We start from the raw sequence: 24,634 nt of genomic DNA, 5'->3' as shown, positions 1-24,634 counted from the left end.
CTCTCGCATTGCTCACTGCTCTTGGCATCGCACTCGCCGTAGCGTACATTCTCGTACGCGTACTAATTCGTACATGTATGAATCAGGGAGTCCAAGTGACGATCACAACCCCGGCTACCACTCAGGCGCGCCACGGCGCGCTGCTGACCACGGTATTCCTACTTCAATTCACCGTTGGGCTGGATATGTCACTGGTCAATATCGCGCTACCGGCGATTTCGACCGAGCTCGTTTCAGTGCCGCCGGACTGCAATGGGTGGTCAACGCCTACCTGCTCAGCTTCGCCGGCTTCATGCTGGTCGGCGGTCGGCTCGGCGATGTGTGGGGACGGCGGACAGTGGTCTTCGGCGGGCTCGCAATCTTCGGTATCGCCAGCGTGGCGGGTGGATTCGCCACCGCGCCGTGGCAGCTCGTGGGCGCACGCGCGGTACAAGGATTGGCCGCGGCGGTGCTCGCCCCCGCAGCTCTGGCGCTGGTCGCCACAATCGGTGATCAAGCCATACACAAACGGGCGATGGGCATCTGGGGTGGAGCCGGCGCAGCCGGCGGCGCCGTCGGCGTGGTGGCCAGCGGACTGTTGACCGACTGGTTCGACTGGCGCGCAGTGATGTTCGTCAATGTTCCGATCGTCCTCGGCGCGCTGGCCGCCTCGCTGCGTGGCATCAACACCGACCGGCACCGGTCGTCCGCACGCGTCGACCTGCTCGGCGGCGTACTGGTCACCGTCGGAGTGGCGGCGCTGGTATTCGCGGTGACCGCAACCGGTGAATACGGCTGGGGGTCGTGGCGGACCATCACCGGAATCGCGGTCGCCGTGGCCCTACTCGCGGGTTTCGTCGTCGCCGAACGCACCGGCCAACATCCGCTGATGCCCATTCGCGTTCTCGCTACTCGAAGTATCCTGGGCGCCAACGTCTTTGGCTTCATGCTCGCTGCTGGCCAATTGGCCGCCTTCTACTTCTGCTCGCTGTACATCCAGACGGTGTGGAATGTCAGCCCCCGACTGACCGGCGTCCTCTTCCTACCGTTCTGCGCCTTCGTCTTCGCCGGAATCATTCTGTCGTCGAAACTGGCACCAAAACTGGGGTCGCGCAACACGATCGCCATGCTGGGCCTGCTAGGAGCGGCCGGCCTCGCGTTATTCGCCCGACTACCCGACGAGTTCTCGTTCTGGACGGGCATTCTGTTGCCCTCACTCCTTGCCGCAACGGGTATCGGCGGTTCAATGGTCCTGGTCGGCACAGTCGGGACCGCCGGAGTCTCGCCTGCCGACGCCGGTGTGGCGTCGGGAGTCCTCAACAGTTCGCGCCAGCTGGGCGGCACCATTGGCCTGGCCGTCCTGGTCACGATTGCCGCGCACTACACCGTCGCCGCCGACGGCTATCGGATGGGACTCGCCGTCGGTGCGGCGTTTCTAGTCGCCGCGAGTGTGGCGGCCTGGTTGATTCTGCCGAGCGATCGAGCGCGCCGACCGATCTAGACCGCTAGGGTGTGCACAATGACGGCTTCCGCTGCTGCGCACACCGATCGACGCTCCTGGCTCCCGATGGTCTGCCTGTTCTTCGGGCAAATCCTGATGTCGTTCAACGTTGCGGCACTTCCGGTTTCGATCGGCGGCATGGTCGACGACTTCGGCGTCGCACCAACCACCGTCAGCACGACCATCGTCATGTACGGCCTCGCCGTCGCCGCGCTGGTGATGCTCGGCGGCAAACTCGGACAACGGATCGGGTGGGTAACCATCTTCCGCTTCGTCGTAGTCACCTTCGCGTGTTCGTCAGTGCTGATGATCGTGTCGCCCTCGGTCGGCTGGGCGATCGCGGGCCAGGGCTTGGCCGGTGCGTCGGCAGCCATCATCGTGCCGGCGCTGGTCGCGCTGATCGCAGAGAACTATTCGGGCGAACAGCAGGCGACGGCGGTCGGATCGCTTGGCTCGGCCCGTGCCGTCTCCGGGATGACTGCGTTCTTCGTAGGCGGCGCCTTGGGTACTGCGGTCGGCTGGCGCCCGGTGTTCGGCATCGTGTTGGCGATTGCGATCATTGTTTTCGCGTTCAGCTTCACCCTGCGATCAGACAAGGGCAATCCCGATATCGAAATCGACGTCGTGGCCGCGATTCTGATCGGTGCCGGTGTCGTACTGCTCACCCTCGGCTTCAACAATCTCAACGGATGGGGTGTGTTCTTCGCAGATCCGAACGCCCCGTTCGATATTCAGGGCATCTCCCCCGCTCCGGTGATGATCCTCATCGGTGTAATGCTCGGCCAGTCCTTTTTCATCTGGACTCGACGACGGATGAAGGCCGGGCAGGTGCCGCTGGTGGACCTGTCCGTCCTGGGCAGTTCCCGGGAGCGTGCCGCCGTCTACGCCATGTTCATCGTGGTCTCATTGGAGGCCGCGCTGAATTTCACTGTGCCGCTCTATATTCAGATCGTTCAGGGACGGTCGGCCTTTGACACCTCACTGGCCATGATTCCGTTCAACCTCACCGTATTCGTGACCGCGATGCTGGTGGTGAAGTTCTACAAGCGGTACAGCCCGCGGGCAATCGGGGTGTTCTCATTCGTCCTGACAACCGTCGCGCTGGTGTGGCTTTCGTTCGTGGTCAACAACAACTGGGAGACGACAGCGACCGTTGGCGGCCTCATTGTCTTCGGCCTCGGGCAGGGTGCGCTAGTCACGCTCGTGTTCAACGTCCTGGTGACCTCGGCACCGAAGAAGCTGGCCGGCGACGTCGGATCGGTACGCGGTACGACGCAGAACCTGGCATCAGCCGTCGGCACCGCAGTGGCCGGCGCTATGTTGGTGACGATTCTCGGCTTCACCGTCGCCTCGTCCGTCGTCGCTCATCCCGAGTTGCCCGATTCTCTTGTCGCGCAAGTGAATCTGGACAACGTGAACTTCGTCAGCAATGACAATCTGCGGACCACGCTCGAAGAACAGACCGACGCGACGCCCGCGCAGATCAATGCCGCCGTCGAGGTGAACGAGGACGTCCGCTTGCGCACCCTGAAGCTCGGCCTCTTGATCCTCGGCGCGATCAGTGCGACCGCAATATTCCCGGCAAGCAGGCTACCGAACTATCGCCCGGAAGAAATCCCAGCCGAGTAGCTGTTACTCGAAGCCTCCGTCGACTCGCACTACCGTGCGGCCGGTGTTGCCGCCCTTGCCAATTGACGCCAGTGAATCGGCAACATCTTTGACGTCGACATCAACGATGAGCTTCTCCAGCCGCTTGGGACGCAGATCGGATTCCAGCCGTGCCCAGATGGCTCGGCGGACTTCAGCTTTGATCGATACCGAGTCGATGCCAAGCAACGACACCCCCCGCAGGATGAACGGGAGAACTGTCGTATTCAGTTGCGGCCCACCGGTCAACCCACTCGCGGCGACTGCTCCGCCGTAGTTGATGGTGCTGATGACGTCGGCGAGGGTTGCGCCGCCGACACAGTCCACCGCGGCGGCCCACTTCGATTTGCCGAGCGGACGAGGCTTGGCATCGGGATCCTCAGGAAGGCGTCCGATGATGGTCGCGGCTCCGAGATCGGTGAGAAGTGTTGCGGCGTCGGACTTTCCGGTCGAGGCGTGGACGTCGAAGCCGAGACCGGCGAGAAGGTCGACAGCGACGCTGCCGACTCCTCCGGTGGCGCCGGTGACGACAATCGGGCCGTCGTCGGCACTTAGACCGTGGTCGAGAAGTGCCGCGACGCTCATCGCCGAGGTGAATCCCGCGGTGCCGATGGCTGCCGCCTCGCGCGTGGTCAGGGCTTCAAGCTTCACCACCTGCCCGGCTGGTACGCGCGCGACTGCCGCATAGCCGCCGTGCGCGGCAGTGCCAACGGGACCGCCGTGTGCTACGACCCGGTCACCTGCGGCAAAGGCTGGGTCGCGTGACTCGACGACGGTGCCCGCGATATCGATTCCGGGAACGATTGGGTATTTGCGAACCACTCCCCCGCGTGGCGTAATCGCAAGTGCATCTTTGTAATTGACGCCCGAGAACTCCACGGCGATGGTGATATCGCCGTCAGGCAGATCAGTCGCTGCCAGTCGGCCGAGCGCGAGATCAATGGTGCCGTCGTTCTCGGTGGCGATTAGCGCGGGGAAGTCAGCTGGGACGGTCACGATTCTCCTTGGATCAGGCGTTCGGCGGGCGATTGATGTTCTGCGAGGTGACGGCAAAGGTCGCAGCCGACGCGGTCGCGGTCACCACGGCAACCGACGGCCACGCACCGATCTTCTTGGCGAGCGGATGCGACAGACCAAACGCACCGAGATACCCGGCGAGGAGTCCGGCTGCGACGCCCGGCCCCTGTTTGACCCATTCGCGCGTGTTGTAGGCACCGGCCGCGGCGAGGATGACACCGCCGAGTTCGCGTCGGCCGGTATAACGCGCGGCGGCATATCCTCCGACGAGGCCTGCTGCGACAACTGGAACCGTTGGACTTATCGACATAGATCCCAGCGTAGGCGGTCAGTGTTTGACGACGCCGTCCACGATGGTGAACTTGGCCGAGCGTGTGTTGCAGGTGACGCTCGCGCGGTAACCGACGACGCAGGTGACGCCCTCGACGGAGATCTGGTGATTGGGTTTGATGCGTTTCGCCGAGGCCCACGGATTGTCGTAGGTGGTTGCGGTGACATGGCGACCGAAGAGGCGAACGGCGCTGGGCCGGGCATCGCATTCCACCGCGAGCGAGCGGCCGGTCGGCGTGATACGGCATTCGTGGCCGGCACCAGCGGCGTAGCGCCAGCGGAAGTTTCCGTGACCGCCGGGAGTGGCATAGACAGCCGAGTCGACACTGATCACGCCCGGTGTTGCCGACGCCGGCTGCGCTGCTACGGTGAGCCCGCCGACGGCGAGGGCAGCCAGTACTCCGGCGCTCAGGTGGCGGCTAAACGTGTGACGTGAACGCATCAAGTGTCCTTATCGTTGGCGGATTGCCGGTGCAACAACGTCAAGTAGCTTCTCATGTGCTGGCCGCTGGGTGGACAGGGAGGTAGGGCACGATGGGGTCCATGGTCATTGCCACCCCGCTGCCGGATATCCCCGAGCCGACCGAGCTCAGCGTCGAGCGGGGGTACGGACCGTACCGCGCGTCGTGGCCGGTTCGACTCGCCGACACCGATCAGCATCGCCGACTGCGGCTCGATGCCGTCGCCCGTTATATTCAGGACATCGGCTACGAACATCTCGGCCACACCCCGGGCGGTGATGTCCATCAGGGTTGGGTGGTGCGCCGCAATGTGATCGACGTGATCGCCCCAATCGAGTTCGGCGCCGACGTGGTGCTGCAAAGATGGTGCGCGGCAACGTCGAATCGGTGGTGCAACATGCGGGTGCGCATCGAAGGCAGTGATGGCGGGCTGATCGAGACTGAAGCATTTCTCATCCACTTCGACGTGGAGTCCGGACTGCCGTCACGCATGAGCGACGCCTTTCTCGAACCGATGCTCGCGACCACTACCGAACATCGCCTGCGGTGGAAGCCCGCATTGGCAAAAACCGCGGCCGACGAGGTCGAAGTACGCGATTATCCTTTGCGGACAATTGATTTGGACTGGCTCGGTCATGTCAATAACGCGGCGTATCTGGGCGCGGTGGAAGAGTTGATGGGCGAACAGGTCGTCCCGTACCGGACCATCGTCGAATACGCGAAGCCACTGGTGCTAGCCGACCACCTCACGCTGGCATCAACTGCCAGCGAGGGCGGGCTTGATGCGTGGTTCGTCGTCGGCGACGACGTGCGGGCGTCGGCGCGGGTAGAGCCACTGGGGTAAGCCAGTCCGTCAACGCCGTAGGAATCCCCGCATGATCCGCTCCAACCGGGTGGCTCGGGCATCGGTCGGGTCGAAGAGTTCGGAGTGCGCCAACGCCGAGCCTTCGTCTGCGACGGTTTCCGGAGTGAACACCCGTAGCGACTTGGCATCGGTCAACAACGAATCTATCGCCGCGATCATCGAGGACGACGCGATGGTCTCGTCGAGGACGTCGGGGTCGATATCCAGGTGTTCGGCCAGCAGGCGCGTCCGGACCGACGTTATGGTCCGTCGAAGCTCTTGATCAGCAACCGAATTCGGATCTGCCTCAACCGCGACATCGCATTCGCTGTCGAAGCCCATCGATCGGTTATTCAGATTCGACGACCCGATCCGCAGGAGCGTGTCGTCGACGATGAGTACCTTGGCGTGAACGTAGATCGGCCCGCCGACCGCCGTCACCGGGTAATAGGCGCGGAATCTGTTGTGGCGGTCCGATTCCCATAGCTTGCTGAGCAACGACTGACGGGCGCCGTCCATCACCTTGCGCTCGACGTCGCTGTCGGCGTGCCTCGGCAACACGACAACTATTTCCGGTCCGTCGGGTTCGGCGAGACGTGTCGCGAGAGCGTCGGCCATATGTTGCGATGCCAGATACTGACTCTCGATGTATAGGGTGCGTTGTGCCGCCGCGATTGCGGCCAGATGTAAATTTCGGATCTCGTAGATCTCCGCCCGTTCGCCGTATTCGGGAATGGTGCGGGCAATTCCGACGTCAGGACCGGTGAACGTAGGCGTGAGGCCGACCGGCCAAATCGCGGCTCTGTTGCCCGACAACGGTTCCAGCCGCTCACCGGTCGCGGACTCCCATCGGGCGCGCGCCACGTCGGCGACTATGTGAGCGGCTTCGCTGTCGAGCGCTACGGTGACGTCATGCCACGGATCGTGCTGCTCGCCATCCGGTCCGGTGCGAAAGTCATTGTCGGGCAGATGGTCTGAGGTGTCCCATCGGTTCAGAGTCATGTCGATTCCGCCACAGAAGGCGAATTCGTCGTCGATGACGACGATCTTCTGATGATGGGCCGACCCCAGCGGGTGAGCGTCGTCGGCGTGCAGATGAATTCGCTTGCCGCTCAAGATGTTCTGCACGAAATAGGGCAGCGACCCCCTGGTGATGCCCGCGAGTGCCTCGACACTCCACTTGAGGATATAGATCTCAAGGTCGGGTTTCTCCCGCCGCAACCAGCCGATGAACGCGCCCAGTTCATCTGGGACACCATCCTCGGGCTCGCGTGGGTCCAAATGGATACGACGGTCGAAGTCCCAACCGATTAGCATCGCGCGACGCTCGGCTTGGCGCAGTGCGGATTTGGCGTGGGCAAAGTAGTCAGCGGCATCGACGATCACGGCCATCCGCGCAGCGGGCGCGATCCGCCAGCATGTGTCGCCGGGGACGAGTACCGGCGCGATATCGGTCACGCGATCACAGTAGCGGGTGCCAATGACCGCTGATTTATCCCGTGGTCGCGCCGCTTTTATCCGATTCCTGCTCCGCCGACGAAGGCCCCTCCTGCTTCGGGGACATTCCGAGAGCCGCGATCGCCCCAACAGCGGCGACGACTGCCAATACCCACCACGCGTGCGGGAACACGAGGTGCGGCCTCGTATCCGACAGGACTTGGGCCGGTTGCGGCACAATGGCGACATGTTCTTAGTCACCGGCGCGACCGGAGCGGTGGGGCGCCGCGTTGTCGATCAGTTGCTCGGCGCAGGTAGGACTGTTCGCGCCACCAGTAGAACGCCCGCCGACGCCGGGCTTCCCGATGAGGTCGAGGTAGTAGATTCCGCCGCGCCGGCTGATCAGTTGCTCTCCGGCTGTCGCTCGATTCTTCTCGTGGCGCCAGCGCTCGGAAACTCCCCGATCGTCCGGCTGGCCGAACTCATGGCCAAGGCACGCACCGCGGGTATCGAGCGTCTCGTACAGGTGTCGACCGCGTCAGCGGCTGACACACTCAGCCCGACCGGCGCTTACCACCGAGCGTTAGAGGACGGGACTGTCGACTTCTCGGGTCGCCGCTACATTCTGCGACCTGTGCCGTTCGCATTGAACACCGCTCATTGGTGGGCTCCCACGATCAAAACCGACCGCGTCGCCGAGGGGCCCTATCTCGACGCGCCTACCGCACCCATTGACGAACGCGATGTCGCCGATGTGGCCACCGCACTTCTGACTGGCAGCGAGCTAACCTCGGATACGCTGAATTTGACTGGGCCCCAACATGTCTCACCTCGCCAGCAACTCCAGGTCCTAGCACGACTGCTTGACGTCGACCTCACCGTTCGTGAGCTACCCGCCGACGACGTCCGCACGAGGATGGCCGATGTCGGCATACCGGCGGCGGCTATCGATTCACTGCTGCGCTCATTCGAGTTCGCGATGGAGTACGGCGTCGAATTAACGCTCACCGTCGAGACCGTCCTCGGCAGACCCGCGCGCAGCTATCGAGACTGGGCGCGCGACCACCGCGGTCTCTTCGGCTGACATTGACCGCGACCGCACTCGGCGCCCAAGGGCTCGCACTAGCAAAAGTTCGGCACCGAGATACAGCACCGCACTCACGGTGGCCAGCAGATGATCGACCGTCTGGGTTCCCCACATCCGAATCGGTGCGGTCCAGCCATAAGTCAGCAATAGAGCGGCGATCAATGCCAACGTCTGCCTACCGGTCCAGACGGCACGTGACCATACGGTCGCGAGACCGAGCGCGCCGATTGCGGCGATTGACATGATGATCAGTGACAACTCGGACGGAAGCCACACCGCGGCCACGAATGCTCCGCCACCCACCAGTGCAAGGCTGAGGACAAGTCGCTCCGATGGCGCCTTGGCAACTCGATCGCGTCGTCGCCTTGGCAATACCAGCGCGACCGCCACCAGGACTAGGACGGCGACTCCGGCACCAAAGAGTTGATATGTCGACGCGGCGAACTCCCCCCAGGCGCGATACGCCGTGTTCCAGGTGATGACGGCCCCGACGACAAGCAGGAGTACGCAAAGGGCGGCCGATCGTCGCCCAAGCATCGCGCGATGCGGTCGCGTCATACCCAACTCGACGATTGCGATCGGCAGGCAGATACTCCACACCACGTGGATTCCGAGCACAAAAGCGGTCCACACCGCTCCCATGCCGAACTGTGCGATATAGGCCTTGCTCAGCAAGTTCTGATCTGCGTAGTCCGGGTTGAACAGCGATTGGCCCAATAGCCCCTCCCCCGCAATCGCCCAAGCCAGCGCCAGCAATACGATCGCGGGCCACCCGCCGCCCCGCCGTCGAGCGATCTCGCGAATCAACAACGCGCCTGCTCCATACCACGGTGCGAGTACGAGGATCAGCGGCATTAGCACGACCGGGAAGTCGCCCAGAAAGAATTCGCCAACCAGCGGAGCGAGCAGGAAGAGTGCTACCGGCGCCGATTTCAGTTTATTCAGCATCAAAGTATCTTAGAGACTAAGTTAATGAATAGGAAGTATTCTCAGAGAATGACAGAACAGACGCCAAGCGACGGCGAGCTCCTCGGCCGTGAGTTCATCACGGCCATCGTGGTTTTCCACGATGCGGTCGGGCGATCGCTTGGGCTCAGCGCGGTGGAGCGCAAGACCATCGACATACTGCGCCGCACTGGACCGGCACCCGCGTCGGAGATCAGTCGACAGACCGGACTGACCTCGGGAGCGGTGACCGGACTCGTTGACCGACTTGCCGAACGTGGTTATGCCGAACGCTCCCCCGATCCGAATGACCGACGTCGCGTACTTGTCTCACTAGTCGATGATCCCGATCTGAACCGGCACCTGGCTGCCATTTTCGGTCCACTGGGCGACGATATGGCTGAACTTATGGCCACCTTCTCCGCTTCCGAACTCGCGGCTATCACCACCTTTCAGCGTGTTACCACCGATATCCTGCGCACGCACACCGCTCGAGTCAGCCGGGGTCGAGGCGAGAAGACACCCCGACCACGGGGTGACTAATCCGCACAGGTTCAGTACTCCGGGGTGATGTCAATGCGCCGACGCCACGGAAATACTTCGACGCGTGGAGATCCCTCAGACTCGTGGCTTCGTCATTCGGTACGTCGTGCTTGCCTTCTCGTGGAGTTGGCTCTGGTGGATATCGGCGATAGTCGTCAGCGAACACTTCGGCGATGAGACACTCCCCGCCCTATTCGGCGTTCTCGGCGATATCGGACCATTCGTCGCGGTGATTCTAGCCCTGGTCGCCCATCGTGTAGGCGCGCGAAAGATCGCGATGATCCTGCGCTCCGCCATCCGGCTACCGCGGCAGAAGTTGGCATTGCTGGGGTTCAGCGGGATCGTGCTACTGATCGTCGCACTTGCCGCAGTCGTACAACAAGGTACGAACGAAGAGGTGTCAGCCGCACCAAGTCTGTGGCTAGTCGTGCCCTATCTACTGCTCATGCTGATAATCGGCGGCGGTCAGGAGGAAGTCGGGTGGCGGGGCGTCCTGCAGCCGTGGCTGGTTAGCCGGCTCGGCCGCTGGTCAGGATCGGTCATCGCGGGGATCGCGTGGTTCGCGTGGCACCTGCCGCTGTTCTGGACTCCGGGCAGCGTCCAGACACATATCCCCATCCTGGCGTTCGCCGGATTCGCCGTCGGGTTCTCCCTGCTGGTGTGGAAGGCAATGGAGATGTCGTCCTACCGCCCGAGTACGGCGATCGCTCTGCACGCTCTCAACAATTGCGCGGGCATATTCTGCGTCTTCTACAGCACGCAGACGAGTTCGTCGCAGCCCGGATCATGGGCATTGGCAGCGGGCTATCTAGTTGCCGGCGCCATCGCCCTCGCTATTCCAGCTACGGAAGAACTTACGACCGAGAATCACGGCAGTCGTACCGAATCCCGCACATAATCCGGCCCACACACCCCAACCCTCCCAGCCAAATCCATAGGCGCACAATGCCATCAGCGGTATTCCGATACCCCAATAGCCGATCAGGGTGCCGCGGAGCCCGGACTTGGTATCGCCGAGGCCGCGAAGCAGCCCGACAAAGATATTTTGAGTGCCCTTACAGAATTGCTGAGCGACAGCAAAAATGAGCAGGCTCGACGCCATGGCAATCACCGCGGCGTCGGCGTGGGCGCCGAGAAACGGCCAGAGTGCCAGCGCCGGGGCCACCAGGTAGAAGGTCGACACGGCCGTCATCAGAGTCCACGACAGAATCACTACCCGCCGCGCGATCATCGGCGGCGCATCCTTCTCACCGCGAGCGAGTGCGCGGCTAAGCAAGATCGAAGCTCCTTGCGACAACCCGATATTGCACTGATAGACGATGTACGCCAGTTGGTTCACGACATTCGACGCAGCAAGCATCGCCGGTCCGAAGCCGCCCATCATCAACGTGGCAATGGACGTGATCGCGGCCTCTGAACCGTAGGTGAGGCAAATGGGTGTGCCGTGTCTGATGATGTGGCGCACCACCTTTGGATCGGCCCGCCAGGCAGCGAGCGACACCAGTGATCGGAGGACCCGATCATGCCGGAGCGTCGACACGAATGCCGCGAGAGTGAAGACCTGAACCAGCGAGGTCGCCAACCCCACCCCGGCCACCCCGAGGCGGGGTATCGCAAACCATCCGTAAATAAACGCGGCGTTGAGTGCTGCATTGACTCCGATCGAGACCAACGTAACCGTCAGCAGCGAGCCGGGTCGGCGCAGGCCAACGGCGAACTGGCGCAACACGTTAAGCCACACCATCGGGAACAGTCCGCCCGCGAGGGCGAACAGCATCGCGCGCGCGAGCGAAACCACCTCGGCGCGCTGGCCGAGCAGCGGCAGCAGCAGGGCGATACCGACTAATAGCGTCGCACCCGCGGTGGCGGTGAGCGTCGCCACGAGCAGCGCTGACCGAAGTAGCGACCGGATCTCCTGTTGCGCATCCACATCGAGATCCGTACTGCCCGTGCGTTGTTCGCCGCGCCCCGCGGCCGCCGCGACGAGATTGCCCACGCCGGTAACCATGCCGACGCACATCGTCCGCACCTGGTTGTACAGCAGGATCGCCAGGCCGCCGGCAGCGACCGCGGTGACGCCCAGTAGTCCAAGCATCGCTAGGTCGACCGTCGTCAGTGCTACTTGAGCGAGCTGAACGCCGGCGATCGGTCCCGCCAGCAACGTCAGTTCTCGGTAGCCGCCGACGTCGACTCGTCGAGATGTGATGCTCATGCGCTCGCCCGCCGCCGAAGATCTCGTTGGGCGACCTGAACCGAATCGGCATACGCCGACAACCAGCGGTCGACGCGGCGGTGGGCCGGTTCGTCGTATACGTCGCGAGCACGTAACCAGTCGACGTTGAACACAGACTCGAGGTATTTCTCGCCAGTGTCGTTGCATAACACCACAACCGTGCTGCCCGACGGATAGTCGAGCAGTCGACGCAGGGCGACGTGTACCGCCCCACCTGTCGTTCCCCCGACGAGCATGCCGTTGCGGCGAGCAAGTACCCGTGCGCACGCGAAGGCGTCCGCGTCGGCGACTTGATGAGACTCGTCGATCAGTTCGTGAACGACGTTGCGGCCCACCGGAAATCCCGCTGGGCTCCCGGCCCCGGTTTGGTGGTAGACGTCGGGGGCACCGTCGAAGATGATTGAACCCGCGGGTTCCACGGCAACCGATCTGGTCCGGGCGCCGTGCGCACGAAGCGCTCTGACGGTTCCGCATAGCGAACCGCCGGTCCCGATGGCTGCGACGAGGACATCGACGCCACCTAGTTCATCGAGCAATTCCCCGGCGAGGCTCGAGTACCCGTTTCCGTTGCCGCTGTGATTGTGCTGATCCGGGTGAAAGGCGTCGCGCTCGGTTGCCAGTCGACTCGCCACCGCCCGCCTGCGCACCGATGCGACACCGCCACCCGGTGGCGAGTCGACGAAGACCAACTCCGCACCCAGAGCCGCGAGCATTCGTAATTTATCTTGTGCCGCATGATGATCGACAACAGCGGTAAACCGGTACCCACGCTCCAGAGCGATCAGCGCGAGGCCGCAACCGGTGTTGCCCGACGTCGGCTCGATGATTTCACCGCCCGCCTTTAGGTGACCCGCTTGTTCGGCTTCGTCGATGATCTGACGGGCCATTCGTACTTTGCACGAGCCGGTGGGATTGAGGTGGTCAAGTTTGAGCAACAGCCTCGTCCCAGTACCCGTTCGAGCCAATTCGTAAAGCGGGGTATCGCCGATCAGATCGGAGGTGCGGCTGACGATGGTCATCGCAGAGACCCACCGTCGAAATGCCAGGACGTACCGGTCCACACGATCTTGGGCGGCAAGGGCAGTTGATGGAATTCGCTCTCGTTCTTATCCATCTGATAGCCAGCGGTATTGGAGTAGATCAGGAGATCTCCGTACCGGGGCCTAGTAGGCATCGGAACCGTGCGCCAGGTGAGAACGTCGTATTCCATGCAGCTCGATCCGCCGATGGCGGTGTATACCGGCCCGTCGGCACGACCGTTTGTATCACCCGAGGTCACGAGAATCGGATCGGGCAGGAATTCGCTGCCCTTCCACTGCTCGGACATACTCATCGACAGGCCCGCGACCGTGGTGATCAGATGGGCCGGAGTGGTTCCGACGGTTGGGCTGTCTTTACAGCCGAGCACTGGGAAGACACTGAAGCCGGCCCCGTCGACCAACGCCCGACCAGGTTCGATCAATAGCGCCACTGCGGCGTCACGTAGCCTCGCCGCGAGGGGGATTCCGGAGGTCTCGTGCCGCAAGATTCTGGTGACCATATTCGCGCCGGTCGGCGCCTGGAAATACGGATAGGTGCGCTCGGGATTGCGTCCGCCGTGGAACCAGGAATCGGTGCGTGCTTCGTCGAAACTTACCCAGTCGGATTCTTCGACGTAGGCACAGGCGATTCCGCCGCCGATACTGATCCGATCGGCGCGATGACCAAGCGTCCGAGCATGCAGGCACCGATTGATGAGCTCGGCAGCCAGCGCCGCGCGCGGTCCCGGTTCGTAGCCGTCCAGGTGAAAGGAGAAGCCGCACAAGTTAACTCGAAGATCGACACACTTGGCGACGACGTCGCCGACGCTAGCGGGGTCGAATCCGAAGCGGCTGGCCGGGGCCGACGGCGGGCGTATACGCAACAGCACTCGCGGACTCAGGTCACCTCGCTCGGCAATATCGTTGAGCCGGTACAACTCGGTGTACTCGTCGAGGGCGATAAGACAGTCGTGACGTGCCGACAGCCATAGCAGGTCGTCGGATTTGGCCGCGCCGGTCACGCCGATGTCGACCCCGCGCACGCCGCCCGCCAATGCGGCGACGAGTTCGGGCACGCTGGCGACATCGACTCCCGCTGCCGGACGGGCACATTCGGATACCCAAGCAGCCGCCTTGTTGGCCTTCTTACCGTAATAGATTGTGCCGTTTACGTTTTCAGCGTCGAGTGCAGCCATGAGTCGATTCAGGTTCTCGGCGAAGGTCGGCGGATGAATCACGTGAAACGGTCCACCGCCCACTGCCCGTGCGACGTCGAGCAGAGCCGATGAGTCACGAGCCGCTCGAGCCCAATCCCGTTCGACGGCAGGCAATGTCATGACCACAGCGCCACCTCCGACCCGCGGCCCGCAGCAATCGCACGAGTAGCCAGGGCGTGCGCGACCGGAATGTCGGTGATGATCATTCCGCTACTGAAAGCAAAGACCCGGTCATCCTCGGCGCGACGACCAACCGATCTGCCCAACAGGATATCTGGCAGTTCGGCATCGATTCGGAATGCGCCATCGGGGCCGGCCATTCGTTGCCCGGTGACTTCTACCTGCGCGGCATTGGTCGCGACCGTGTAGTCAGCATCCGCGAGGGTGCCCTCGGCGACCCCTTTGCTCGCGACTGAGATCAGTAACCCACCCAAAGGTAGCCAGCCGAGGCGAATCTTGGGGTGGGCGGCACGCCCGGACGCCGCGACGACGATGTCGGCGTCGGCCGCCGCTCGCTCGACGTCATCAACCAATTCGACCTCGCAGCCTGGAAAGTTCTTACTCACCAAGGCAATTGAGTCGGCGATTCCGCCGGGGTGAGTTCCAAACAGGCGAAGCCGCTCAATGGTCGGCACCGCGGCGAGTAGATACGGCAGGGTCCGAACCCCTTGGATTCCGGTGCCGACCATCAACGCCGTGCGCGCCCCGGGCCGGGCACAGGTGCGTGCGAGCAGGGCGCTACTCGCGGGAGTTCGAGTGGCACCTACGCGTTGGCAATCCATCAGGACATGTGGCATCCCAGTCGCGTCGTCGTAGAGGGTGATCGTTGTGTAGTACCGCTCCGATGAGGTGCTGCCTTGCCGGTAGCTGGTTTTGAATGCCGCTTGCTGAAGTGAGCCGTCATAGCCGAGCATCGAATACGCGACCGAATCGCGAGCAGGCATTGGAACCATGAGTTTGGGCGGATTGGCTGACTTCCCCTGCGCATACGCGAGGTAGCCATCCTCCACGAGGCCGATGGCCTCGGACGGACTTAGCTCCAAGTCGTCGAGGTCGCGTCGAGCGAGAATGTGCAGACGTGGTCCGGGGCGGGTCACGATGTGGATGCCTCTTTCTTCACTAGGGTGCCATTGTGGATTTCGAGAACACGGTCGCAGGTGGCGACGAGTAGGGGGACGTCGTGCGCGGCGACGAGTACTCCGGTGCCCCGGTCAGCTGTGCGGCGTAGAGCAATCATCACCGCGGAGGCGGCCAGCGGGTCTAGCGCCGAAGTCGGCTCGTCGCAGACCAGGTAATTCGGATTCGACGCCAATGCGCGGGCAAGCGACGCACGTTGCAACTGCCCTTGTGATACCTGCCCTGGAAGCCGGTCCAACAGTTCGACAGGAAGATCGGCGAGATCGCACAGACGATCCCAATCAGATTCTGCGAGAGTCTTATTCGCACACACCTGCACAGCGGCTCGTATCCGCAGCCGAGGGTCGAAGGATCGGCGTGGCGACTGAAACAGCATCGTGATGCGACCGTCCGGGCGGTGCGGCAACGGTGCACCATCGATTTCAACGGTCCCGGCGTCAGGCAGGCCCAGGCCGACCAGAACGCGACCGAGGGTGGTCTTCCCCGATCCCGACGGGCCGATCAATCCGACCATCTCGCCGGGCGCAACCGAGAGATCAACGCCGCTCAGAAGTTTCCGGCCGTCGACCGAGACGCTGAGGTCGCGCGCAGCGATCATCGCGCCGCTCCGAATCGGTACTCGCTCGCCGCCAATAGCTCCCCGGTGTACGAGTGCTCAGGCGTCGTGAGCACCCGCCGCATCGGCCCGCTCTCCACCACCCGGGAGGCGAACATCACCGATACGTCGGCGTTGCCGCCAACGGTCGCCGCGCGTACCGCGGCGATATCATGCGTTGCCACTACGACAACGCGTCCCGTTGCCGCGAGTGTCGTCAACATCGTCAGCACCTCGAGTGAGCGCTGGGCGTCTAGCGATGCCGTTGGTTCGTCAGCCAGGAGGATCGGCGGGTTACCGGCCAGAGCGGCGGCGATCGCGGCCCGCTGAGCCATTCCCCCCGACAACTCGTGCGGATAGCGTCGCAGCGCGTGGGCGTCCAGATCGACCATCGCCAGAAGCTCCTCCGGAGTTCGCTTGCCGCCCAAGCATTTCACCGCCTCGGACAATTGAGACCCGAGCCGTCGGACCGGAGTGAAGCTGGTGGCCGGCGACTGTGGCACAACGCCGATGGTGTGACCGAGCCCGCACCCAGTCTCGTCGGTTGCGATCTGCCCGGAGATAATCGCGTCGGCGGGCAGCAGTCCGGTGATCGCGTCGAGCAGGGTTGATTTGCCCGATCCGGATCCACCGACGAGGTAGTGGATCCGACTAGGTTGTGCCACAAGGGATACCCGCGTGACAGCGTCCACCACGCCGCCATTGGGGAGTGGGATCTGAACGGAAAGATCACGGACTGACAAGGTCATCGCCGTTGCCTCCCAACGGAATGCGCGATCACAGTGAGTGCGAGAGTGCAGGCGACGATCGCACCTGCCGGGAACACCAGGAGCCACCATTGACCAAGCAGCAACGATTCCTGGGCATCGGAGAGCAGGGTTCCCAGCGATGCCTCATGCGGCGGCAACCCGACGCCGAGGAAAGACAGCGTCGACTCGTGCCAGATGGCGTGCGCCACCAACAGCGCACCGCCGATCGCTGCCTGCGCAGTTGCCGGCGGCAAGAGGTGGATGCTGATAACGCGTCGCCGGGGCAACCCGGAAAGTCGTGCAGCCTCAACGTATTCGGCATTCCGCAGAGGCAAGACGTCGCTACGAACGACCCTGGCGACCGTCGTCCAATGCGTCAATACCAACGACACCACTATCGCGACGACCGAGCCCCGGAACATCGCGACGATCAGCAGCGACAGCAGCAAACTCGGAATCGCGGTCATCACGTCGGCGACACGCATTCCGATCCGGTCCCACCAACCGCCGAGCGTGCCCGCCGCGAGTCCGACCGCGAGACCGAACGCCGTCGACAGCAGTGCCGTCGCGAAGGCGATGGCCAATGAGACTCGCATGCCCTGGGCCACCATCGCGAATAGGTCACGCCCCGACGAATCCGTGCCGAACCAGTGCGCTGCGCCGGGACCAATTCCGGTCGCGGAGAAGTCGACATCTGCTGCGGACGAGGGCGCCAACAACGGACCGAAAGCGGCGTAGCACAACAGCAGGGCGAGCGTAGCGAGCGACGCCACGCGTGCGGTCATCCGTCGGCCTCGATTCTCGGATCGATAATCGCGGCACCAACGTCGGCTGCCAGATTGCCGACGACGACTACCGCGACCGTGAGCACGGTAATGACAGCCAGCAGCGGAAAGTCTTGCGCGCGTACGGCGGTCACGGTTGCTTCGCCAAGGCCTGGCCAGCTGAACACGGTTTCCACCACTGCCGCCCCGACCACCAGCTCGGGCAGCCGGGCCCCAACGAGCGCGAAGAAGGGCGCGAGGCCCATTGGCACGATGTGACGCAGGTCGATCATCCGCTCAGGAATGCCTCTGGACCGGGCACCGCGGATCGCGTCGGAACCCCCCGCCACCACAATCGCCTGCCGCAAACCCAACGCGAGCCAAGGTGTTTGGGAGATACCCAACACGAGGGCGGGGAGTACGAGATGGCGCAGAGTCGACTCAGCGGTGATCGCGCCGCCCGGATCTGTCAAACCCGACGTCGGGACAATCCGCAGAGTCACCGCGAACACCAGGACGCTGCCCAGCGCGACGATGAACGGTGGAACCGCTTGCAGCACTGAGGCGAATATCGTGACCAGGCGATCAGCGACGCTAGCCGGACGCAGGCCCGCGACGACACCGAGACTTGCTCCGACTATCACGGCGACGAGAGCGCCTGAAACGCCGAGCAGCAGGGTCCAGCCGAACCTGTCGGCTAGTACATCGGCGACCGATTGGTGATAGGCACGGGAGAAGCCGAGGTCACCGGTGAATGCGCCGGACAACCAGTGCGTCCACGCGGAGAACCAGCCCTGATCTAACCCAAGGGTCTGCCGAAGGTCGGCGCGCTGCGCCTCGGAATAGCCGTCGCCGGAATTGCCGAGATACGCGTCGAGCGGGTCGAACGGACTCATTCCGGCCAAGGCGAAGGTACCCAGCGACACGACAACGACCAACACCGCTCCGAAGACCGCGCGCCGACCACTCATCGCGACGAGTTGTCGGGCGCGATGACTCACCGAGTCCACCGTGGCAGTGAGTACCACGGCCCCCAAGCCACCCCATGTGTATGCGGTTCCAGCGCGGTCGGTCCCGGCCGCCAGCCGTTGTCCCGCATGACGTAGACATGATTCTCATTGACTAGAGCCAACATTGGCGGGTTGCGGTGGTATTCAGCCTGGAATTCCCGGTATAGCGCATCACGTTCGCGCACATCCGTCTCGGTGCGGGCCTCGTCGAGAATTCGGTCCATAGTGTGATTGACGTAGCGAGATGCGTTGTCCCACTTGGATCCGACACCCGCGGGTGCGTACTTGGAATGGAATTTCGGGTACAGCTGCGTATCCAATGTGTAGGGCTGACCTCCGCCGCCAAGTAGGAAGGCGGTCTTGGTGATGTAGTCCTCGGTCATGGTGGACTTCTCCACGGCGACCGGATTGATCTCGATTCCGAGCCGTTTCGCATCGGCGACCGTGGCCATCGCGATATCCCGGCGTAACAGGTCTGTCGGGTAGTAGGCGAGATCGAATCGTGCCCGTCGGCCATCCTTGGCACGAATGCCGTCGGGGCCCAATTGCCAACCGGCCGAGTCAAGTTCACGGTTGGCTTGCTCGGGCAGGTTCGAGAAATCCTGCGCCGAGTCGTATGCGTCTCCGTATTGGGCGGTGACCAGCGTGGACACCGGCTGCCCTTCACCTTTGAGGATGTCGCGCACCATCGCGTCGCGATCCACGCCGAGGTTCAGCGCGCGTCGGATCGCGAGATCCCCTGCCACCGGATCTGCCTGCGGCAGCGTGACGCCGAGCCAATCGTCGGTCTTAGCGGTGATCACCCGGTATCCATCTTTGGCGACCGCTTTCGCGAGCTCCGGTGGTAAGCGAGTTCCATCGGCATTGCCGACCAATTGCGCGGCGCGCGCTTTGTCATCGTCGGTGCGTCGCACGACGAAAGTCCGAATGCCGGGTGCACTACCCCAGTAGCCGGGCCTGGCGGTCAGCACCATCTGATCCGGGCGCAGTTCGGTGAGCGCGTACGGCCCGGTTCCGATGGGATGATCATTGAGCCGCGATTGGTCAGCTGGCTCAGCCTTGGCGAGCGACGCCGCCGGCGCGATCGACAGGAATAGGCGGTGCGCGACATCACCATAAGCACCGGTCAGATGAAAGTCGACGGTATTGGGCCCGATGACTTCCGCAGATTTGATGAAGTCGAAATTCGCGGCGATCGGTGCTGCGAACCGCTTGTCGATAACGGCGTTGTAGGTGGCGGCAACGTCTCTCGGACCGAATGGTGTGCCGTCGGAAAAGTGGATGCCCGGACGAGTTTTCACCCGCCAGTGCGAGAGGTCGCCGTTGACCGGAACCGGTGGCCCTTGCGCTAAAACAGGGGTGGCGTCAGGGATGCGATCGTCTTGTCCCTCGGTTACGCGATACAGGCTCTCGTAGATCTTCGACTCGCCGCTATCACCATGTCCCATAAGAGGATTGAGCCCACCGAGCTCTTCGGCGTCGATCACGACGAATCGATCGGGAGTGCCTGATCGCTGCGCGGACCCACACCCCGCGATCGCAAACGCGACGACAAGAACTGCGGCGAGAGGCTTGAGGCAGGAGCGCGGGGTCGATGACACAGCGGAGAGCGTAACAGTTATTGGTAATGGTTTTCATTATTGTTAGTGTGAAGTGACTCACCTCGCTGACATGCGGGTTTCCTTATGGAATCAGCCGTTGATCTCGCAGATCTTGGAAGATTCTGGTGAACATCCCCTCGGTATCCACGTAGCTATGGAAGCCTGCGCGACGCGATTTTGACGTATCGGCGATAACGTCGTAGTCCCACGAGAAGACGAAGTCGCCGAATAGCCAGGACGAGACGTCCTCGTATGGCGTTGGCTTCAACCCGTACTTAGCGACCATCGCATCCCACACAGGCGCCTTGTCGGCCATAACATCGGTGAGTGACATCGGCAGCGGGTCGGCAACCGGAAGGTCGAAGTACGCGGCGACCGATGCCCACATACGACTCCACCGGAACATGTCACCGTTGGTGATGTTGTATGCCTGGTTAGCGGCGTCGGGTGTCGTGGCAGCCCACTCGGTCGCTTGCGCCAGGAGTGTGGCGTCGGTCATCTCAATCAGGCTTGTGTACGCGCCGCGACTACCCGGAAACCTGAGTGGCACACCGAGTTCTTTGCTGATCGACGCGTAGATGGCCAATACCATCGCGAGGTTCATCGGATTGCCCAAGCCGATGCCGGCGACCACCGACGGTCGTAGTGCCGACCACGTCCACGCCTGGCCGGACTGACGTTGTTCAAGCAATTGCTGCTGATCGACATTGAATTCGGGCGGCATATGCGGTGGGTCGCTTTCCTTCGCCGGCGTCGAGAACGGCCCCAGATGTGCGCCGTAAACCTTGTAGCCCTGCATGAGGCTCACATGCCGAAGGCCGGGCAGCAGATCGAGTGAATCGAGGATGCTGCGCAGCATGGTCATATTGGGTTCGACGAGTTCAGACCACGTCGGGCGGTCCTGGTAGGCGGCATAGAACACGTGGGTCGCGGTCGATGCCCGGGCCACCGCCGAGCGGGTGGACTCGACGTCGAATAGGTCAGCTTTGAGGTGCCTCACCCTCGGCTCGTCAGCGCCCCCTCGCCTGGACAGCCCGACGACCTCCCACTCGCCGGTGGCCGCCAGATAGTCGACGAGATTGCTCCCGATGACCCCACGTGCTCCCACGACCAAAGCTGCCCTATTCGCGTTCATGACCCTACCCATCTATAGATCGTGATTTTACGATGAATCTGTTTATCACATAATTGCGATGATGCGATAGTCTGGTTTCGTGACTGACGACGACTGGCTGGTGGCCGCGCTCAAGGCCGTTGCCCATCCACAGCGGTTGACGATCCTCGGTTGGCTCCGTGAACCCGAGTCATTTCCGCCGCAGTTGCGTCCCGCTGAAGAAGTTGGCGTGTGCCTCAAGCACATTCAGGCCCGGTTGGGTGCGTCGCAGTCCACCGTCTCGCAGTACCTGGCAGTGTTGCAGCGAGCGGGTCTGGTGCATTGCACCAAGATCGGACAGTGGTCGCATTACCGCCGGGACGAAGCCGCCGTCGAACGGTTGACTAGTCAGCTGCCGTCAGTCATTTGACGCGAAAGCCAGTCGTGGCCGGGATGATTCGCCGAGAGGTAGTCGTGTAACACCCGCCGGGCATCGGGGGCGAGCAACGGCCATGCGCGATCGAAGTCGTCAATATCTTTGTCCCGGAGGTACTTTGCCTTGAAAGAGAGGACGTATTCGGGCGCGAGATAGCGCAGGCCGTCGGCGGCGGTCCATCGGGTGCCGCGACCGTCTCTTTCACGGGTGACCAAGATGTCGAGGAGCCAGGGCGATCGCGCGTTCTCACGTATCCAGATCTGATCGGCGTCGGGGTGAAGTGGAGTCTCGTCGGTCAGTGGCCGTAGACCCAACGGACCTACCGACCAGAGGTGATAACGATCATCTAAGGCTCGGCGGAAGTCGTCGGTGTTATCGCGGAAGATGCACACGTCGATGTCGTCATGGCCCCGGCTCGATCCGGTAAAGGCATCGATCGCCCAACCGCCGGCGATCCACCACGGTGCGTCGAAGCCGTCGAGGATCGCCCGCACGTCGTCGGGAGTGACGATCGCCCAGGCACCGTAGCGGTCGTAGAACTCCGCGGTGTCAGCCGTCGTCGGAATGCGGGCACGAAAGTGCATGGCTCCCAGGCTATCTCGTCAGCGAATGGCCGTGCTACTCCTGCGTGGAACGCGAATCGGTCAGAGTGAGTGCGCCGACCGCGGCGATCAGACCGACGACTACCGCCAGCACACCGTAGGTGATCCGTTCGCCATGGAAGAACGACTCGACTAACGCACTGCTCCAGACACCGGTTGGCAGTTGGGTGGTAACCAGGACCGCGATAAGCGTCCCGACGATCGCGGTGCCGACGCTGGTGCCGACTTCTTGTGCGGTGTCGTTGAGTGCCGCGCCGATCGAGGTGCGATTCGCAGGCATCGCGCCGACCAGTGCGATGGCACAGATGGTCATCACCGTGCGGAGTCCGATCGTCATCACGACCATCGATATCGCGATGGCGAGGTACCCGTGTTCGACACCCCAGGCGAGGCCACCAAGCGAACCGGTTAGGCAAAGTGCGCCGATCAGGCAGGCGATGCGATGACCGAACCGCGCCGCAAGCCATTCCGAGAGCGGAGTTGCCGCGAGCATCGTGACAATGATCGGCAGGTTGGCGAGTCCGGCTTTGACCGGGCTCCAGCCGTAGGCGTACTGGAAGTGCAGGATGAGCCCGAACATCACGCTCGCCATCGCGATCGCCGTGCCCATCTGGGCGATTGCCGCGCCACGAACCGTGCCGTTGGAGAACAGGCGAATATCGAGCATCGGTGCGGCACTTCGACGTTCGTGCCAGACGAATGCGATGCCGGCGGCGATAGCGCCGACGATGGCGGCGATAGTGGCAGCGGACAACCAGCCGTGTTCGACTCCGCTAGTCAGCGACCAGCATGCGAGACCGATGGTGACGATGCTGAGCAGAGCGCCGGGGACGTCGAGTGCGTCTTTCGTCAATCCGTCGGAACGGTCGGCGTCGACGCCCAGCCAGACACCAATGCCGGCGATCAACGCGATTGGCGCGTTAATGACCAACAGCCATTCCCAGCGCACGTGAGCCAGCGCGGTGCCGCCGAGCAGTGGCCCGAGGACGAACCCGGCCATGCCGACGATGATCATGATGGTCATCGCGCGCATCCGAAGCTTCTCGTCGTCGAAGAGACGGAATACCAGCGAGTTCGTGATCGGGGCCATCGCCGCGGCAGCAATACCGAGCGCGGCGCGCAAGGCGATGAGTTCACCGGTGCTGTTCACGGCGATCACGAGCAGGCTCAATGCGCCGAACGCGGTGAGCCCCACCATCAGGACTCGACGGCGTCCGAATCTGTCGGCAATCGATCCCGCCGTCAAGAGCAGACCGCCGAAAGTCAGTGAGTAGATTCCGGTCACCCACTGCAAAGCGGTTGTGCCGCCGCCTAAGTCGCGGCCGATCGTCGGCAACGCGATCGACAACAGCGTGTTGTCGACCATCTCGACGAAGAACGCGAGGCATAGGGCCGCGAGCGGAATCCACGCGGCGGCGAGGGAGGTATAGGTGCGTGAGGGTGCCGACGCCTCGGCTGAGGTGGTAGTCATAGGGTCTCTCCTAGCGGTAGTCGAACTTGAGCTAGACGCTAGGGAGAGCGGCTTTCACAGGGCTGTCGCGTGCTGTCACGCACTGTCATGACGCCATCACTCCCCTAGAGTTAGGCACGTGCGCACCCCCGAGTTCTCCGCTGAAGACCGTCCGCGGCTGCCGATGCTCGCGACCGACCGCGAGTCCCTCGACGGCTGGCTCGCGTTCTACCGCAAGACATTCGCTGTGAAAGTCGGTGGCCTCACAGCAGACGATCTGGTTACGCGGTCATCGGCTCCGTCGACGCTCAGCCTCGCCGGCCTGGCCCGGCACCTCGCCCAGGTCGAGGCGTCCTGGTCAATCCGGGTTGCCTTGGGTGATCGGTCCACGCCGTTGCCGTATGCCGATCCGACTGATCCCGACGCAGACATCAACGGTGCGACCGCTGAGACGGCCTTGGCTGATGTGATGAGGTGGAGCGTCGAAGCGGATGCGGCAGTGGTCCGCCTAGCCGCGATCACCGATCTGGATTCCGCACTACCCGGCAAACGCCACGGCCAGCCTGTCAATCTCCGCTGGGTACTCACTCACCTCATCGAGGAGTACGCCCGACATCTCGGGCACGCCGACATTATCCGCCAACGGATCGACGGCGCCGTTGGGTACTGAGCCGGTCCGATGCGCTCTGCGCCCTTCTCCGTGCAGACCCCCTCGCTTGGCAATGTGGCGCCCAGTCAACTAACTTCTTACTGAACTCAGTTCATCTTGCCCCAGACGGTCGCCGACAGCTGGAACAGTTGTCGCACAGAACGCCCGCAGCCAACTACTCACCGAAGGAGGACAAACCCGCGATGCCGCCTCTTGGTGTTCTAAAGCGTGTGCAGATAGTTCTGCTGATCGTGTTGGGTGTTGCGGCGACGGTGTTCGCGGGTGTGC

At 63.0% G+C, this 24,634-nt stretch carries 24 protein-coding genes and 1 pseudogene; 8 read left to right on the top strand and 17 right to left on the bottom strand.

Features of this window, described 5'->3' with window-relative positions; translation table 11 throughout:
• The first annotated feature begins 77 nt into the window (after nucleotides 1-77).
• Both AAFP29_RS00125 and AAFP29_RS00120 read left to right on the top strand, forming a co-directional pair.
• A pseudogene (locus AAFP29_RS00125) lies at nucleotides 78-1,480 on the top strand (MFS transporter).
• 18 nt (nucleotides 1,481-1,498) lie between these two features.
• Nucleotides 1,499-3,109: an MFS transporter gene (locus AAFP29_RS00120; RefSeq protein WP_419215272.1), complete on the top strand. Its 1,611-nt coding sequence runs from the start codon at nucleotides 1,499-1,501 to the stop codon at nucleotides 3,107-3,109.
• Between the two features lie 3 nt (nucleotides 3,110-3,112).
• Here AAFP29_RS00120 and AAFP29_RS00115 read toward each other — a convergent pair whose 3' ends face one another.
• The 3 genes from AAFP29_RS00115 to AAFP29_RS00105 are packed head-to-tail and all read right to left on the bottom strand — an operon-like array spanning nucleotide 3,113 to nucleotide 4,916.
• Nucleotides 3,113-4,123 carry an acryloyl-CoA reductase gene (locus AAFP29_RS00115; protein WP_419215271.1) on the bottom strand — a complete coding sequence of 337 codons (1,011 nt, stop codon included), beginning with the start codon at nucleotides 4,121-4,123 and terminating at the stop codon, nucleotides 3,113-3,115.
• Between the two features lie 13 nt (nucleotides 4,124-4,136).
• Nucleotides 4,137-4,454 carry a hypothetical protein gene (locus tag AAFP29_RS00110; RefSeq protein ID WP_419215270.1) on the bottom strand — a complete coding sequence of 106 codons (318 nt, stop codon included), beginning with the start codon at nucleotides 4,452-4,454 and terminating at the stop codon, nucleotides 4,137-4,139.
• Nucleotides 4,455-4,472: 18 nt separating this feature from the next.
• Nucleotides 4,473-4,916, bottom strand: a complete 444-nt coding sequence (locus tag AAFP29_RS00105) for a hypothetical protein (RefSeq protein WP_419215269.1) — start codon at nucleotides 4,914-4,916, stop codon at nucleotides 4,473-4,475.
• A 101-nt stretch (nucleotides 4,917-5,017) separates the two neighbouring features.
• On the opposite strand from AAFP29_RS00105, the gene AAFP29_RS00100 reads away from it, so the two are divergent.
• Nucleotides 5,018-5,779, top strand: coding sequence for an acyl-[acyl-carrier-protein] thioesterase (locus tag AAFP29_RS00100; RefSeq protein ID WP_419215268.1), 762 nt, complete (start codon nucleotides 5,018-5,020; stop codon nucleotides 5,777-5,779).
• Nucleotides 5,780-5,788: 9 nt separating this feature from the next.
• Here AAFP29_RS00100 and AAFP29_RS00095 read toward each other — a convergent pair whose 3' ends face one another.
• Nucleotides 5,789-7,237, bottom strand: coding sequence for a phospholipase D-like domain-containing protein (locus tag AAFP29_RS00095; protein ID WP_419215267.1), 1,449 nt, complete (start codon nucleotides 7,235-7,237; stop codon nucleotides 5,789-5,791).
• A 226-nt stretch (nucleotides 7,238-7,463) separates the two neighbouring features.
• On the opposite strand from AAFP29_RS00095, the gene AAFP29_RS00090 reads away from it, so the two are divergent.
• Nucleotides 7,464-8,300, top strand: a complete 837-nt coding sequence (locus AAFP29_RS00090; RefSeq protein WP_419215266.1) for an SDR family oxidoreductase — start codon at nucleotides 7,464-7,466, stop codon at nucleotides 8,298-8,300.
• Here AAFP29_RS00090 and AAFP29_RS00085 read toward each other — a convergent pair.
• Nucleotides 8,214-9,251, bottom strand: a complete 1,038-nt coding sequence (locus AAFP29_RS00085; RefSeq protein ID WP_419215265.1) for a hypothetical protein — start codon at nucleotides 9,249-9,251, stop codon at nucleotides 8,214-8,216. The genes AAFP29_RS00090 and AAFP29_RS00085 overlap by 87 nt on opposite strands.
• Nucleotides 9,252-9,299: 48 nt before the next feature.
• Between AAFP29_RS00085 and AAFP29_RS00080 the strand changes: the two genes are divergently transcribed.
• Together AAFP29_RS00080 and AAFP29_RS00075 are read left to right on the top strand one after the other, a co-directional pair.
• Nucleotides 9,300-9,791: a MarR family winged helix-turn-helix transcriptional regulator gene (locus AAFP29_RS00080; RefSeq protein WP_419215264.1), complete on the top strand. Its 492-nt coding sequence runs from the start codon at nucleotides 9,300-9,302 to the stop codon at nucleotides 9,789-9,791.
• Between the two features lie 64 nt (nucleotides 9,792-9,855).
• On the top strand, nucleotides 9,856-10,689 hold the full coding sequence (locus AAFP29_RS00075; RefSeq protein WP_419215263.1) for a CPBP family intramembrane glutamic endopeptidase: 834 nt from the start codon (nucleotides 9,856-9,858) through the stop codon (nucleotides 10,687-10,689).
• Here AAFP29_RS00075 and AAFP29_RS00070 read toward each other — a convergent pair.
• From AAFP29_RS00070 to AAFP29_RS00025, 10 genes are all read right to left on the bottom strand, one after another.
• Nucleotides 10,600-12,003 (bottom strand): MATE family efflux transporter, encoded by a 1,404-nt coding sequence (locus tag AAFP29_RS00070; RefSeq protein WP_419215262.1) that lies wholly within the window; start codon nucleotides 12,001-12,003, stop codon nucleotides 10,600-10,602. The genes AAFP29_RS00075 and AAFP29_RS00070 overlap by 90 nt on opposite strands.
• The gene (locus tag AAFP29_RS00065) at nucleotides 12,000-13,043 is read right to left on the bottom strand and encodes a PLP-dependent cysteine synthase family protein (RefSeq protein ID WP_419215261.1); all 1,044 of its coding nucleotides are present in this window, start codon (nucleotides 13,041-13,043) and stop codon (nucleotides 12,000-12,002) included. Before AAFP29_RS00065 ends, AAFP29_RS00070 begins: the two co-directional genes overlap by 4 nt.
• The gene (locus AAFP29_RS00060; RefSeq protein WP_419215260.1) at nucleotides 13,040-14,380 is read right to left on the bottom strand and encodes a Y4yA family PLP-dependent enzyme; all 1,341 of its coding nucleotides are present in this window, start codon (nucleotides 14,378-14,380) and stop codon (nucleotides 13,040-13,042) included. The genes AAFP29_RS00065 and AAFP29_RS00060 overlap by 4 nt, the downstream gene beginning before the upstream one ends.
• On the bottom strand, nucleotides 14,377-15,357 hold the full coding sequence (locus tag AAFP29_RS00055; RefSeq protein WP_419215259.1) for an ornithine cyclodeaminase: 981 nt from the start codon (nucleotides 15,355-15,357) through the stop codon (nucleotides 14,377-14,379). The genes AAFP29_RS00060 and AAFP29_RS00055 overlap by 4 nt, the downstream gene beginning before the upstream one ends.
• The gene (locus tag AAFP29_RS00050) at nucleotides 15,354-15,995 is read right to left on the bottom strand and encodes an ABC transporter ATP-binding protein (protein ID WP_419215258.1); all 642 of its coding nucleotides are present in this window, start codon (nucleotides 15,993-15,995) and stop codon (nucleotides 15,354-15,356) included. The genes AAFP29_RS00055 and AAFP29_RS00050 overlap by 4 nt, the downstream gene beginning before the upstream one ends.
• Nucleotides 15,992-16,741: an ATP-binding cassette domain-containing protein gene (locus AAFP29_RS00045; RefSeq protein WP_419215257.1), complete on the bottom strand. Its 750-nt coding sequence runs from the start codon at nucleotides 16,739-16,741 to the stop codon at nucleotides 15,992-15,994. Before AAFP29_RS00045 ends, AAFP29_RS00050 begins: the two co-directional genes overlap by 4 nt.
• Nucleotides 16,738-17,526 (bottom strand): ABC transporter permease, encoded by a 789-nt coding sequence (locus AAFP29_RS00040; RefSeq protein WP_419215256.1) that lies wholly within the window; start codon nucleotides 17,524-17,526, stop codon nucleotides 16,738-16,740. Before AAFP29_RS00040 ends, AAFP29_RS00045 begins: the two co-directional genes overlap by 4 nt.
• Entirely contained in the window at nucleotides 17,523-18,506 is a 984-nt protein-coding gene (locus AAFP29_RS00035) for an ABC transporter permease (RefSeq protein WP_419215255.1), read from the bottom strand. The genes AAFP29_RS00040 and AAFP29_RS00035 overlap by 4 nt, the downstream gene beginning before the upstream one ends.
• On the bottom strand, nucleotides 18,503-20,116 hold the full coding sequence (locus AAFP29_RS00030) for an ABC transporter substrate-binding protein (RefSeq protein ID WP_419215254.1): 1,614 nt from the start codon (nucleotides 20,114-20,116) through the stop codon (nucleotides 18,503-18,505). The genes AAFP29_RS00035 and AAFP29_RS00030 overlap by 4 nt, the downstream gene beginning before the upstream one ends.
• 82 nt (nucleotides 20,117-20,198) lie before the next feature.
• Nucleotides 20,199-21,263 carry an SDR family oxidoreductase gene (locus AAFP29_RS00025; protein WP_419215253.1) on the bottom strand — a complete coding sequence of 355 codons (1,065 nt, stop codon included), beginning with the start codon at nucleotides 21,261-21,263 and terminating at the stop codon, nucleotides 20,199-20,201.
• A gap of 67 nt (nucleotides 21,264-21,330) precedes the next feature.
• On the opposite strand from AAFP29_RS00025, the gene AAFP29_RS00020 reads away from it, so the two are divergent.
• The gene (locus AAFP29_RS00020) at nucleotides 21,331-21,639 is read left to right on the top strand and encodes an ArsR/SmtB family transcription factor (protein WP_419215252.1); all 309 of its coding nucleotides are present in this window, start codon (nucleotides 21,331-21,333) and stop codon (nucleotides 21,637-21,639) included.
• Here AAFP29_RS00020 and AAFP29_RS00015 read toward each other — a convergent pair.
• Nucleotides 21,618-22,229, bottom strand: coding sequence for a nucleotidyltransferase domain-containing protein (locus AAFP29_RS00015; protein ID WP_419215251.1), 612 nt, complete (start codon nucleotides 22,227-22,229; stop codon nucleotides 21,618-21,620). The two genes, AAFP29_RS00020 and AAFP29_RS00015, sit on opposite strands and share 22 nt — an antisense overlap.
• Before the next feature lie 34 nt (nucleotides 22,230-22,263).
• Nucleotides 22,264-23,718, bottom strand: coding sequence for an MFS transporter (locus tag AAFP29_RS00010; RefSeq protein WP_419215250.1), 1,455 nt, complete (start codon nucleotides 23,716-23,718; stop codon nucleotides 22,264-22,266).
• Between the two features lie 118 nt (nucleotides 23,719-23,836).
• Between AAFP29_RS00010 and AAFP29_RS00005 the strand changes: the two genes are divergently transcribed.
• On the top strand, nucleotides 23,837-24,367 hold the full coding sequence (locus AAFP29_RS00005; protein WP_419215249.1) for a DinB family protein: 531 nt from the start codon (nucleotides 23,837-23,839) through the stop codon (nucleotides 24,365-24,367).
• Nucleotides 24,368-24,634: the final 267 nt, after the last annotated feature.

The sequence above is a fragment of the Gordonia sp. CPCC 205333 genome, assembly GCF_048537885.1.
Lineage (GTDB): Bacteria > Actinomycetota > Actinomycetes > Mycobacteriales > Mycobacteriaceae > Gordonia.
Note: the sequence above shows the minus strand (reverse complement) of the source record. Positions and strands in the feature narration are given on the sequence as shown.